This is a genomic window from Nocardioides ginsengisoli (assembly GCF_039537225.1).
In the GTDB taxonomy this organism is placed as follows: Bacteria; Actinomycetota; Actinomycetes; order Propionibacteriales; family Nocardioidaceae; genus Nocardioides; species Nocardioides ginsengisoli.
Genome location: NZ_BAABAC010000037.1, coordinates 98,840 through 110,886, shown reverse-complemented (window position 1 = coordinate 110,886; position 12,047 = coordinate 98,840). Strand labels below are relative to the sequence as shown.

The window sequence follows — 12,047 nt, the reverse complement described above, 5'->3', positions numbered from 1 at the left end:
GGCGGGCGAGCAGCTCGGCGCCGGCCGACGTACCGACGAGCACGTCGGCGTTGCCGGGGCTCCAGCCCTGTCGGTCGAGCTCGGTGAGGACGGCGGCGGTCCAGGCGAAGCCCAGCGTGCCGCCGCATCCGATGACGAGTGCGCGCCCCATGCGGCCCTCCTGCTTCCGAAAGCGGAATGAGATGTCAGAAACGGAACGTATCGTCAGATCCGGGGATCTGCAATAGGCTTCGATGTCATGACAGCGGTGACCGACGGGCTCTCCCGGGTCGAGCGGCGCAAGGCCGAGACCCGGCGCGAGATCATCGACGCGGCGTTCACGTGCTTCGCGGAGCAGGGCTACCACGCGACCGGCATCGCCGACATCGCCGCGCGGCTGGGCATCGGCCACGGCACGTTCTACCGCTACTTCGCGAACAAGCGCGACATCGTCGAGCACGTCATCACCGACCTGATCGACCGGATCGTCGCGGCGCTCGGCGCCGAGAACGCCCCCGACGCGGTCAGCACGCTCGAGGCCTACCGGGCGCAGACCGAGCGGATCGGCAACGCGCTGGCGCAGATCTTCACCGAGGACCCACGGATGCCTCAGCTGCTGATCTCGGCGGCCGGCATCGACGACGCGATGCGCGAGCGGATGCTCGAGCTGTTCGAGATGACCACGCCACTGACGGCGGCGTACCTCGAGCACGGGGTGCGCGAGGGCTATCTGCGTGCCGACCTCGACATCGAGCCGACCGCGCAGTCGATCAACGGGATGATCCTGGGATCGCTGCTCGTCGGGATGCGGGATCCGTCACCGCAGCGGCAGGCGCGGCTCAGCGCGGCGATCCGCGCCGTGATGTACGACGGGATCAGTCGCCGATGATCGGGTGGTTGGCGGCGGGGCCGGTCGGCACCAGCGCGGGACCCTCGGGGCCGTAGGCGTCCTCAGGCTCGGGGAAGACGAAGAGCGCGCCCAGGTAGAGGATCGCGGCCAGGCCGAGGCTGATCGGGATGCTCAGGTCGATGCCGTTGGCGTGGTTGCCGAGCCAGCCGACGAACTGGCCGGGCAGGTTGACGAACATCAGGCCGACGCCGGCCGAGATCAGCCAGGCACCCATCGCACGCCAGTTCCAGCCGTGCGCGAACCAGTACCGGCCGCCGTGCTGGCGGCGGTTGAAGACCTGGAGCGACTCGGAGTCGTACCAGCCGCGGCGGGTGTACCAGCCGATCATCATGACGACCATCCACGGCGCCGTGCAGACCACGATGAGGACGGCGAAGGTGCTGATGCTGGTGACCACGTCGATCGCGAACCGGCCGACGAAGATGAACGCGATCGCCCAGAAGCCGATGAACGCGGTGGCCTGGACCCGGCTGAACCGGGGGAAGACGCTGGAGAAGTCGAGGCCGGTGCCGTAGAGCGACGTCGTACCGGTCGACAGGCCGCCGATCACCGCGATCGCGCAGACGGGAAGCATGAACCAGCCGGGCGAGATGGCGAGCAGGCCGCCCGCGTAGTTGCCGGCCGCGAACAGCTCGGGCTGCCGGGTGGCGACGATGGTCGCGGTGGTGAGGCCGAAGAGGAACGGGATCAGGGTCGCGAGCTGGGCGCCGAAGGCGGCGAGCATCAGGTGGCTGCGCGGGGTCTCACGCGGGATGTAGCGCGACCAGTCGCCGAGGAAGGCGCCGAAGGAGACCGGGTTGGACATCACGATGAGGACGGCGCCGACGAAGGCCGGCCAGAACAGCGCGCCGGTGGCGGTGCCGGCGTAGCCCGAGTCGAAGTCGCCCGCGAAGGCCGCGATGCCGAGCACGAAGAGCACCGTCGTGGCGACGACCGCGACCTTGTTGACGAGCAGCATGAAGCGGAAGCCGTAGATGCACACGACGAGCACCAGGACGGCGAACAGGCCGTAGCCGAACGCCAGGCTGATGTCATTCTCGGGGATCTCGATCGCGCGGTGCGCGGCGCCGATGAGCATGTCGCCCGACGACCACACCGAGATCGAGAAGAACGCGAGCGCGGTCAGCAGCGACAGGAAGGAGCCGACGACCCGGCCGTGCACGCCGAGGTGGGCCGACGACGACACGGCGTTGTTGGTGCCGTTGCGGGCGCCGAAGAGCGCCATCGGGGCGAGCAGCGCGGCGCCGACGAGCAGGCCGATCACGATCGACGCGGCGCCCTGCCAGAACGACAGGCCGAACACGATCGGGAAGGTGCCGAGCACGACGGTCGCGAAGGTGTTGGCGCCGCCGAAGATCAGCCGGAACAGGTCGAGCGGGGACGCCGAGCGCTCGTCGTCCGGGATCGGCGCGATGCCGTTGACCTCGATCGTGGTCGCGGACGGCGGCGCCGCGTGCTGGCTCGCCGTGGCCGCGGTCATCGGGATCTCGGTGGTCATCGGGCGCTCTCCTGGGGGATCGGGGAGAGGTGCTCGTGGACGGCGCGGAGGCCGTCGGCGCCGGCGGCGGCGAAGACGATCGTCTCGCGCTCGGAGTAGGTCTCCTCGGGGGCGTCGGTCTCGGGGCGGACCGTCGTCCGGACGGTGTGGGTGAAGATCGCCGTGTCGCCGAGGAGCTGGACCTTGCGGTCGGTGCTCGCGCACGCGACGACCCGCCAGCCGTCGGCGAGCCAGGACTTCCACAGCGCCTCGTAGGCCGCGCGGTCGTCGAGGCGGGCCGCCTCGGTGTGGAAGCAGAAGGTCGCGTCGGGCGCGAAGGCGGCGAAGTAGGCCTCGGTGTCGGTCGCCGCGAAGGCTGCGACCAGGTCGTCGGCCGCCGCCAGGACGGCGCGCTCGGTCAGCTCGGTCACGTCGATTCCCCCTGCTGGTGTGCCGAGGATCGGCGTGATCATCGGTCGATCGACGGTAAGCCCGGCGGCGGAGCATGACAAGCACAACCATCGCTGCCTGACCGCCGTCGAGTCGTGTTCTGCCGGTGCGGTGGGCAGATGTGGCGGAATCTGCGAGTCTGAGACCCTGAATCGTGCCGATCCGCCGGTGGCGGGTGGATAAAAGATGATCCTGCGAATTCGTGCAAGGAGGGGACCGTGGACGACGTCGACGCGCAGATCGTCGTGCTCCTCGCCGCCGACGGCCGGCTGACCCACCGCGAGATCGCTGCTCGGACGGGGCTCTCCCGCTCCGCCGCGGGCGCCCGGCTGAGCCGGCTGCTCGGCGACGAGACCGTCGTCGTCCGCGGCGCCGTCAACCCCGAGCTGATCGGCCAGCGTGAGCTCGGCTTCCTCGCCCTCGGCATCGACGGCCCCGTCCTCCCCGTCGCTCGCGCCGCCGCCGAGCGCACCGACGCCACCCTCGTCTCCGTCACCACCGGCGACCGGCCCGTCGTCGTCGAGGTCCGCGAGCCGGACGCCGCCGGCTTCGCCGACGCCGTCGCCGAGGTCCGCGCCATCCCCGGCGTCATCGCCGTCGACACGCTCGTCTACGCCGCCGTCCACCGCGACGTCCTCGGTCCCGTCGGTCCCGTCACCTGCGACGTCGACGAGCTCGACCTCGACCTGCTGCGCCTGCTGCAGACGGACGGGCGCGCCTCGTACGTCGCGCTCGCGGAGGCGGTCGGCCTCACCCCGGCCGCCGTACGACGCCGGGTGCAGCGACTGATCGCCTCCTCCGCCGTACGGGTCGGCGGGCTGGCCCGCCGGACCCGCGCGGCAGGGCAGCACGTCACCGGCGTCGCCGTACGCGTGGCGGGCGCGGTCGACCCCGTCGTCGCCGCCGTCCTCGACCTCCCCGAGGTCCTCTTCCTCGCCGCCACCTACGGCCGCGCCGACCTGCTGATCACCCTCGCTGACGGCCACGCCCGCCCGGCACTGGACGTCGTAGAGACCATCCGCGCGCTGCCCGACGTACGGGATGTGGTGACGTGGCAGCACCTGGCGGTGGTGAAGGAGTCGTACGACGCGGTCACGATCTCGCCGCGGAGGAGCGGGCGATGAGGCGATCGGACCGGGAGCGGGCGGTCGACCGGAGTCACGCCGCGATGTGATCGCGCAGCGTCCGGGAGAACCCGAGCTCTGAGGGCGTGACTGCCTGCTCACCGGCGTTGCCGGTGATGCGACGGGTTCCGGTCGGGTCGACCAGGTAGAAGGCCCCGTAGGGATCGCGCCAGATGACGATCCCGGGGAACGGTTGTCGGACCTCCCAGCCTGCGTGGGTCTTGATCCGGTGGTGGGTGCGCGTCAACGGGCCGAGGTTGCCGATGGCGGTCGGCCCGCCCTCGCTGTAGGGCACGGCGTGATCGAGGTCGACGTTGCGTGAGACGTTCGCCGCGAACGGGAACACGTCCCCGGGATGGATCAGGTGCACGGCCTCGCGCAGCCGGGCCGGAATCTCATAGGCATCCACCGGCGCCTGGCCGTTGAGGTCGATCACCGGCGTCACCCGGATCCTGCTCGCCGTGTCGGCTCCGACCATCTGGCTCAGGATCGAGGTGACCCACGACCGCGTGACCGGGCCGTGGCCTTCCATCCGGGCGATCGAGGAGTCGGCGTACAGGTGCAGGTAGATCTGCACCTTCGGCGTCACCTGGGTCGCGGAACTGGCTTGGTGAGCCAGCAGTGCGAACGCGGCGACCCGGCGGTCGTTGCGCCCCGCGTCGGGCATCTGCTCGGTCAGTCGGTCGGCAAGTGCGGTGACGGCGGCGTCGATGCCGGCGACGGTCAGCGCGTCGGCGTGGACGACGAAGGTGGCCATGCCGTGCTTGTTGACCCGCGACATCCGCGCGCAGCGCTCCCTCGCCGCCGCCTCCTCCTTGGCGCGGGCGAGCTCGGGTGCCGCGGCGGCGACCTTGCCCTCGACCAGGGCCTCGAATCGGGCCCAGGCGAGTCGCCCATCTGCCGACCCGGCGACCTCGGAGTCGACCCAGGCCGCCTCGTCCGCGCTCAGCTCGCGGGTCGCGGCGGCGACGTGCCGCGCGTGCGAGACCCGCACGGTGCCGGCCTCGATTCCGGCCTGGAGCCGCGGCAGCCGCTGAGCCAGATCGACCGCATCGGCGATCATTCGGCGCGCGCCGAACGGGCTGGTCTGGATCCGGGCGCCGAACGCCGCCGCCGCATGTTCGGTGATGAGCGGCGTGTCAGCCGCTCCCGCCGGACGCGCTCGCTCGCGGCCCCGCCGATCGGCGGGGGGCAGCGAGTCAGGATGGTGGTGCAGCGCCCACTGGCGGGCGGCTCGCAGGATGTTGCGCTCAGCCGCGAGCCGTGCGGCGTGCTGCTGCTCGACGAAGGCCAGGACGTCGCTCGCGGACATATCTGCGAGCTCGACCTGATCGACTTCGATCCCCCTGACCATGTGATCAGCACATCACAGGGGTCCGACACAAACCCGGTGTTCTTCATCCCGACCGCCGGCGATGACCGGGGCCGCCCGCACCCGGCATTCCGGTCCGGTTTTCGCCGATTCTGCGACCGATTTGCCGGGTGAGACCGCTCAGCCGCGCAGCCGCTCGCACTCCGCGATGAGGCGCTCGCGGATCGGCGCCGCCCGCTCCGCGAACCGCCGCTGCGCCTCGACGTACGTCGCCTTGCCCTCGGCCGTCTCGATCCGCACCGGCTCGAACCCCAGGTCCGCGAGGTCGTACGGCGCCGCGCGCATGTCGAGGACGCGGATGTCCCACGCGAGCTCGAAGGCGTCGGCGACCAGGTCGGAGGAGACGAGCGGCGAGAGCCGGAAGGCGTGCTTGTAGAGGTCCATGCCGGCGTGGAGGCAGGCCGGCTGCTCGAAGGCGGCGCGGTCGTCGCGCCCGGGGGAGAGGGTGTTGAGGCCGCGGGCAGGCGGGGTGAAGAAGCGGAACGCGTCGAAGTGGGAGCAGGCGATCCGGTGGCCCTCGACGACCGCGTCGGTGCCGGCGGGGCCGAGGCGGAGCGGCCAGTTCGCGTGGCGGGTCTCGTCGTCGGCGAGGCGATAGACCATCGCCCACTCGTGCAGGCCGAAGCACCCGAAGTGAGGGGTGCGGCGGGCGGTCGCGGTCAGCAGCGCGTGCAGGGACGACACCAGCGGGAGCCGCGACGAAAGAAACTCCGACGACAGTGCAACCAACCCGTCCTGCCGGGCGTATGCACGGTGGCCGACGAGCTCGGTGAGCTCGTCGTCCCCGGACGGCGCGCCCGCCAGCGCGGTGCCCAGCCCCGGGTGCCAGCGCCGCAGCTGGGCCGGCCGGAAGGAGTAGTAGGTGAACAGGAAGTCGAAGACCGGGTGCTTCACGTGCGCCTCGCGGCGTGCGAGGTGCGGCGCCAGGTACGCGTCGACCCGCTCGGCGTGGGCGGCGGAGCGCTCGACCCACTCCTCGCGGGTGAGGACGACGGTCGGCGGCTGGTGCACGCAGCCAGGGTGCCGCGCCGCCTGACTCCTGCCCAAACTCCGGCGAGACCCCCAACGAAGGAGAAGCATGCAGTCCCGCATCCGCGCGTGCGTCGTGACGAGTCTGTCGGCCCTGGTGGCCGGCGGGATCCTCGTCGCGCCGGACGCCGACGCAGCCGCCGCCCGCCGCCCCGACCTCAAGGTCGTCACGGCGTCGGTGAGCACGACCCGCGTCGTCGAGAACGCGACGCTCACGATCAAGCACACCGTCAAGAACGTCGGCAAGGCGAAGGCCAAGGCGTCGACCACCCAGGCGTACCTGACGCGCGACCCGGCGGCGAGCCTGGCCGAGCGCAAGGCGAGCCGCACCAACCCGCGCAGCGGCCTCGCGGACATCCCGCTCCAGGGCGCGGCGGGCGTCAAGACGATGGCGCCCCGGGGCAAGGTCGCTGTGGGGGCGACCTCGTTCCGGGTGCCGGTCGGCACGCCCGCCGGCTCGTACGCCGTCCTGGTGTGCGCCGACGACCGCGGTGTCGTGACCGAGTCCAACGAGGCGAACAACTGCGCCGCCGCCGGCGGGCGGGTGGCCGTGTCCGCCGCACCCGGCACGGAGAAGCTGACGCTGCAGTCCTTCGCCGACGCCTACACCTGGCCGGACGACGAGAGCGGGACCGTCGACGACATCCGGCTGTTCTGCAAGAGCCTCTACCCGGCCCGCGCGCTCAGCCTGACCGCCGCGATCGCCGGCGCCGAGCAGTCCCTGAAGAGCCAGGCCGGCGCGGGCGTCCTCGACCAGCTGGCCCGCTCGGGCAAGGCCAACACGGTCGAGGCCGCACAGGAGCTCGCCGCCACGGCGACCCTCGCCGGTCGTCCCGGCCTGGCGCTCGCATCCCTGCTCCGCGCCTACCGGCTCGAGCCCGCCAACGGCACCCACCTCGTCAACGCCGCCGCGGTCGCGACCGCGATCGGGCTACCCAACGAGGCGCTCGCCTTCCTCGACGCCGCCGCGACCCGCGGCCACCGCCGCACGCCGCTCGCCATCCCGCAGCAGGCCAGCGCGCTCGTCGTCCGTGGCCAGGCGCTGCTCATGACCGGTCGTACGGCGGCCGCCGAGTCGGCGTACCGGACGGCGAAGGCGCTCGCGCCGATCCTCTCCGAGGCCGACGCGGGTCTGGCCACGGTCAAGGCCTGCGCCGGTGACCGAGCGACGGCCGGCCGGTTCGCGCGGCGCGCGCGCCAGCGCTCGGACAAGCAGGTCCCCGTGACCCCGCCGCCGGGCGAGCAGGTACGGCCGGCGCCGTCCGTCGACCTCGGCCAGGGCCGGGCGACGCCGCTGCGCCAGCTGATCCTGCCCGAGACCCCGGCCCAGGGCGTGCGGCTCAACGGCGTCTACCAGGGCATCCAGGACGGCTTCGGCGCCGAGATCGACGAGCGCAACGCCGAGGAGGACGACCTCCGTGCCCGCCTCCGTGACGGCGACGCCGACCGCACCCGCGCCGAGATCGACCGCCGCGACGGGATCTTCGACCTCGCCTACGGCGTCGGCGACAGCGGTCCGATCAAGGCCGCCGCCGACGCGTACGACGACGCGCAGGACGAGCTGGTCGCGATGAGGGAGGCGTTCTTCGGTGGCGGCACGGGGGAGGTGCCGTACACCTACGGCGAGCTCTCCGACGCCGCCTTCAGCGCGTGCGCCGGCTCGCCCGACCGGGACTGCGTGCTCAAGGAGATGAACCGGACCTGCCGGCCGGCGCTCACCCACGCGCACACCGCCTACCGCACGAAGCTGGCCGAGGCCCAGACCCTCGCGAACACCTACTTCCAGCTGTACTCGACGAAGGTCAGCGCCTACGCGGCCAACCTGTCCGACCCCGACGCCTACCGATTCCTGCTGCTGCAGATCCCGGGCGTCGAGCTCGGCACCTACGAGGGACTCGTCAACGAGGCGCAGGCGTGGACGCACTTCGAGAACCTCTACCGCACCGAGTGCGTCGAGCCGCTTCCCGACGTGGTCACCACGCCCGTCCCGGACCCGTCGGCCCCGGCCGGCGCGGGCGGCTGCCCCGACCTGGTGAAGCGGATCTCGTTCAAGTTCGCGCTCGGCCCGTCGTCGGTCAAGGTCAACTGCGAGAGCGTCCAGCAGTCGTACTCGACCGAGGTGCTGCCGCTGCTCAACGCCTTCGTGGAGGTGAAGTACAGCTTCCGCAGCGGTGGGCTCACCGTCGTCGCCGGCGTCAAGGGCGGCGGCAAGATCGGCAATGTCGTCGACGCCGGCTTCAAGTCCGGCATCTACGTCACGTCCAACGGCCGCGGTGAGATCAGCGACGCCGGGTGGCGCGTGGGACCGAGCGTCAGCGCGATCCACCAGGAGCTCGAGGTCAGCGCCTACAAGGACGAGATCGACATCTCGTTCCTGCCGGTGCTCTCGACCGCACTGTGACCGGATGCGCACCCGCCGATAGGCTCGGCGGGTGCGCATCGTCCGATTCACCACGAGCCAAGAAGTCGGGCAGGGGGAGCCGTCGTACGGCGTCCTGACCGGCGACCTCGACGACTACGGCCAGCCCGCGGACGACGCCGTCGTCGTCGGCCTCGCCGGCGACCCGATGTACGTCGGCATCAAGCTGCTCGAGCAGGAGTACAAGCTCGACGACATCCGCCTCCTCGCGCCGGTCCTGCCGCGCAGCAAGGTCATCGGCATCGGCAAGAACTACGCCGCCCACGCCGCCGAGATGGGCGGCGAGGTGCCGACCGAGCCGCTGTTCTTCCTCAAGCCGAACACCAGTGTGGTCGGCCCCGGCGACGCGATCCTCTACCCGCGCCAGTCCCAGAACGTCCACTACGAGGGCGAGCTCGCCGTCGTCATCGGCCGGATCTGCCGCGACGTCCCGGCCGAGCAGGCCACCGACGTCATCCACGGCTACACGATCGCCAACGACGTGACCGCGCGCGACCTGCAGAGCTCCGACGTCCAGTTCACCCGGGCCAAGGGGTTCGACTCCTTCTGCCCGCTCGGGCCGTGGATCGAGACCGACCTCGACCCGCACGACTTCACGCAGGGCCGGCGGGTGCAGACCTTCCTCAACGGAGAGGTCGTCCAGGACGGCTCGACGGCCGACATGGTCTTCGACATCCCCGCCCTGGTCGCCCACGTCTCCAGCGTGATGACGCTGCTGCCCGGCGACGTCATCCTCACCGGCACCCCCGAGGGTGTCGGCCCGATGCAGGTCGGCGACGAGGTGGAGATCTCCATCGACGGCCTCGGAACCCTCACGAACAAGGTGGAAGCACGCCCATGAGCACCAAGAACGTCCGCGTCCGGATGGCGCCGTCCCCGACCGGCAGCCCGCACGTCGGCATGATCCGCACCGCCCTCTTCAACTGGGCGTTCGCCAAGCACCACGGCGGCACCTTCGTCTTCCGCATCGAGGACACCGACAAGGAGCGCAGCACCGACGAGTCGCTGCGCTCGATCATCGACCTGATGCGCTGGCTCGGCCTCGACTGGGACGAGGGCCCCGAGGTCGGCGGCCCCTACGCGCCGTACCAGCAGAGCGAGCGCAGCGAGCTGTACGTCGACGCGCTGGCCCGGCTCAAGGACAGCAGCCACACCTACGACTGCTACTGCACCAACGAGGAGGCCGCCGCGCGTCGCAAGGCCGCCGGCTCCAAGGTCCAGGGCTACGACGGCTTCTGCCGCGAGCTCACCCAGGACCAGGTCGACGCCTTCGTCGCCGACGGCCGGAAGCCCGTCGTCCGGTTCCGGATGCCCGAGGGCTCGATCACCTGGAACGACCTGGTTCGCGGCGAGGTGAGCTTCGAGACCGAGTTCGTGCCCGACTTCGCGCTGGCCCGCGCCAACGGCGACCCGCTGTACACGCTCGTCAACCCGGTCGACGACGCGCTGATGGAGATCACCCACGTCCTGCGCGGCGAGGACCTGCTCTCGTCGACCCCCCGCCAGATCGCCCTGTACGAGGCGCTCAAGGAGGTCGGGATCGCCAAGGCGACGCCCGCGTTCGGGCACCTGCCGTACGTCATGGGCGAGGGCAACAAGAAGCTCTCCAAGCGCGACCCCGAGGCGCACGCGCTGGCCTACCGCGACCAGGGCTACCTCCCGGAAGGCCTGCTCAACTACCTGGCGCTGCTGGGCTGGGCGATCGCGGCCGACCGCGACGTGTTCAGCCTGGAGGAGATGGTCGAGGCGTTCGACGTCGTCGACGTCGTCCCCAACCCGGCGCGCTTCGACCTGAAGAAGTGCGACGCGATCAACGCCGCCCACATGCGGCTGCTGTCGGTCGAGGAGATCACCCACCGGGTGCTGCCCTTCCTCAAGCGCGACGGCGTCGTCAGCGACCCGGTCACCGACGCCGACGCCCAGCTGCTCGAGCTCGCCATGCCGCTCGTCGCGGAGCGGATCAACAAGCTGACGGAGGCGAGCGCGCTGCTCGGCTTCCTGTTCGTCGACGAGGACGCCTTCGAGGTCGACCCCGAGGACGCCGCCAAGCAGCTCGGCGACGACGGCCGGCCCGTCGTCCAGGCCGCCCACGACGCGCTCGCGGCGCTGTCGACCTGGTCGACCGACGCGATCCAGACCGCGCTGCAGGACGCGCTCGTCGAGGGCCTCGGGCTCAAGCCGCGCAACGCCTTCGGGCCGGTCCGCGTGGCCGTGACCGGGCGGAGGATCTCGCCGCCGCTGTTCGAGTCGCTCGAGCTGCTCGGGCGCGACCGCAGCCTCGGGCGGCTGCAGCGTGCCCTCGGCTGAGCTCCGGTACGACGAGCTGCACCGACTCGGGCGCCCCGGCGCCTGGCGGGTGTTCGCCGGGATCCCCGCCCTGGTGGTGCTCTTCTTCGCCGGGCAGGTGCTCCTCGGCGTCGTCGTCACGGTCGCGCTGGCCGCGACCGGGGCGTCGTCCCACGAGATCACCGAGCGGCTGAGCGGTGACCCCGCGACGCCGTCCTTCCTGGCGCTGGTCAACCTCGGCTGGGCCGCCGCGATCCCGTTCGTGCTCGCGGTGGCCCTGCTCGTGCACGGGCTCGCCCCCGGGTACGTCGCGTCGGTCGTCGGCCGGCTGCGCTGGCGCTGGCTGCTCGTGTGCCTCGGCCTCGCCGTCGTCGCCCTGGCGATCACCGTCGCCGTCTCGAGCGTGCTCCCGGACCAGGGCGCCGGCACCGTCGAGCTCGGCGGACACCTCAACCCCTGGACGTCCGCGACCCGCGACTTCCTGCTCGTCGTCCTGCTCCTCACGCCGCTGCAGGCGGCGGGGGAGGAGTTCGTCTTCCGCGGCTACCTGGCGCAGGCCTTCGGCGGACTCGCCGCCCGGTACGGCGCCCGCGCGGGCGCCGCGGTGGCGGTCGTCGTCCCGGCGCTGCTGTTCGCGCTCGCCCACGGCCTCGGCCAGGACCTGCCGATCTTCTTCGACCGGTTCGCCTTCGGCCTCGTCGCGGGGCTGCTCGTGATCCTCACCGGGGGACTCGAGGCGGGCATCGCGATGCACGTGCTCAACAACTTCCTCGCGTTCGGCATGGCGCTCGCCTATGGCGACATGACGTCGGCCCTGACCCCCACCGGCGGCACCTGGTGGGCCATCCCGGTGACCCTCACCCAGTCGGTCGCCTATCTGCTCCTGGCGGTCTGTGCGGCCCGCCGGCTGGGCGTCGCGAACCGCTCCGGAGAAGCCGGAGGCGGGGCCATTTTGGAGCCGCGGCGCGGCCGCGTGTAATGTTCCTGGTCGGCCCGGCTTC

The 12,047-nt window shown here is 71.7% G+C and carries 11 protein-coding genes; 7 read left to right on the top strand and 4 right to left on the bottom strand.

Going from position 1 to position 12,047, the window contains the following annotated elements:
- Positions 1-238 precede the first annotated feature (238 nt).
- Entirely contained in the window at positions 239-868 is a 630-nt protein-coding gene (locus AB4880_RS19125; RefSeq protein WP_367920812.1) for a TetR/AcrR family transcriptional regulator, read from the top strand.
- On the opposite strand, the gene AB4880_RS19120 is transcribed toward AB4880_RS19125, so the two are convergent.
- The gene (locus AB4880_RS19120) at positions 855-2,387 is read right to left on the bottom strand and encodes a purine-cytosine permease family protein (RefSeq protein ID WP_367920811.1); all 1,533 of its coding nucleotides are present in this window, start codon (positions 2,385-2,387) and stop codon (positions 855-857) included. The genes AB4880_RS19125 and AB4880_RS19120 overlap by 14 nt on opposite strands.
- Positions 2,384-2,839 (bottom strand): YybH family protein, encoded by a 456-nt coding sequence (locus tag AB4880_RS19115; RefSeq protein ID WP_367920810.1) that lies wholly within the window; start codon positions 2,837-2,839, stop codon positions 2,384-2,386. Before AB4880_RS19115 ends, AB4880_RS19120 begins: the two co-directional genes overlap by 4 nt.
- Positions 2,840-3,034: 195 nt before the next feature.
- Here AB4880_RS19115 and AB4880_RS19110 point away from each other — a divergent pair, with 195 nt between their 5' ends.
- A complete protein-coding gene (locus AB4880_RS19110) occupies positions 3,035-3,940 on the top strand; it encodes an Lrp/AsnC family transcriptional regulator (protein WP_367920809.1) in 906 nt (301 codons plus the stop codon).
- A 34-nt stretch (positions 3,941-3,974) separates the two neighbouring features.
- On the opposite strand, the gene AB4880_RS19105 is transcribed toward AB4880_RS19110, so the two are convergent.
- The gene (locus AB4880_RS19105) at positions 3,975-5,033 is read right to left on the bottom strand and encodes an HNH endonuclease signature motif containing protein (protein WP_367920974.1); all 1,059 of its coding nucleotides are present in this window, start codon (positions 5,031-5,033) and stop codon (positions 3,975-3,977) included.
- Between AB4880_RS19105 and AB4880_RS19100 the strand changes: the two genes are divergently transcribed.
- On the top strand, positions 4,920-5,426 hold the full coding sequence (locus tag AB4880_RS19100) for a hypothetical protein (protein ID WP_367920980.1): 507 nt from the start codon (positions 4,920-4,922) through the stop codon (positions 5,424-5,426). The genes AB4880_RS19105 and AB4880_RS19100 overlap by 114 nt on opposite strands.
- A 6-nt stretch (positions 5,427-5,432) precedes the next feature.
- On the opposite strand, the gene AB4880_RS19095 is transcribed toward AB4880_RS19100, so the two are convergent.
- Complete coding sequence (locus AB4880_RS19095; RefSeq protein ID WP_367920808.1) at positions 5,433-6,323, bottom strand: 3-methyladenine DNA glycosylase; 891 nt, start codon at positions 6,321-6,323, stop codon at positions 5,433-5,435.
- A 67-nt stretch (positions 6,324-6,390) separates the two neighbouring features.
- Here AB4880_RS19095 and AB4880_RS19090 point away from each other — a divergent pair, with 67 nt between their 5' ends.
- Genes AB4880_RS19090 through AB4880_RS19075 form a run of 4 tightly spaced genes read left to right on the top strand, consistent with a single transcriptional unit; the run spans position 6,391 to position 12,025 of the window.
- The gene (locus tag AB4880_RS19090) at positions 6,391-8,742 is read left to right on the top strand and encodes a CARDB domain-containing protein (protein WP_367920807.1); all 2,352 of its coding nucleotides are present in this window, start codon (positions 6,391-6,393) and stop codon (positions 8,740-8,742) included.
- 31 nt (positions 8,743-8,773) lie between these two features.
- Positions 8,774-9,601, top strand: coding sequence for a fumarylacetoacetate hydrolase family protein (locus AB4880_RS19085; RefSeq protein ID WP_367920806.1), 828 nt, complete (start codon positions 8,774-8,776; stop codon positions 9,599-9,601).
- Positions 9,598-11,067, top strand: coding sequence for a glutamate--tRNA ligase (gene gltX, locus AB4880_RS19080; RefSeq protein WP_367920805.1), 1,470 nt, complete (start codon positions 9,598-9,600; stop codon positions 11,065-11,067). The genes AB4880_RS19085 and gltX overlap by 4 nt, the downstream gene beginning before the upstream one ends.
- Positions 11,054-12,025 (top strand): CPBP family intramembrane glutamic endopeptidase, encoded by a 972-nt coding sequence (locus AB4880_RS19075; RefSeq protein ID WP_367920804.1) that lies wholly within the window; start codon positions 11,054-11,056, stop codon positions 12,023-12,025. The genes gltX and AB4880_RS19075 overlap by 14 nt, the downstream gene beginning before the upstream one ends.
- Positions 12,026-12,047 lie beyond the last annotated feature (22 nt).

What these genes read in the sequence shown, in the direction of transcription:
- AB4880_RS19125 (WP_367920812.1), top strand. Translation starts at nt 239, where the DNA reads ATGACAGCGGTGACCGACGGGCTCTCCCGGGTCGAGCGGCGCAAGGCC.
- AB4880_RS19120 (WP_367920811.1), bottom strand. Translation starts at nt 2,387, where the DNA reads ATGACCACCGAGATCCCGATGACCGCGGCCACGGCGAGCCAGCACGCG.
- AB4880_RS19115 (WP_367920810.1), bottom strand. Translation starts at nt 2,839, where the DNA reads ATGATCACGCCGATCCTCGGCACACCAGCAGGGGGAATCGACGTGACC.
- AB4880_RS19090 (WP_367920807.1), top strand. Translation starts at nt 6,391, where the DNA reads ATGCAGTCCCGCATCCGCGCGTGCGTCGTGACGAGTCTGTCGGCCCTG.
- gltX (WP_367920805.1), top strand. Translation starts at nt 9,598, where the DNA reads ATGAGCACCAAGAACGTCCGCGTCCGGATGGCGCCGTCCCCGACCGGC.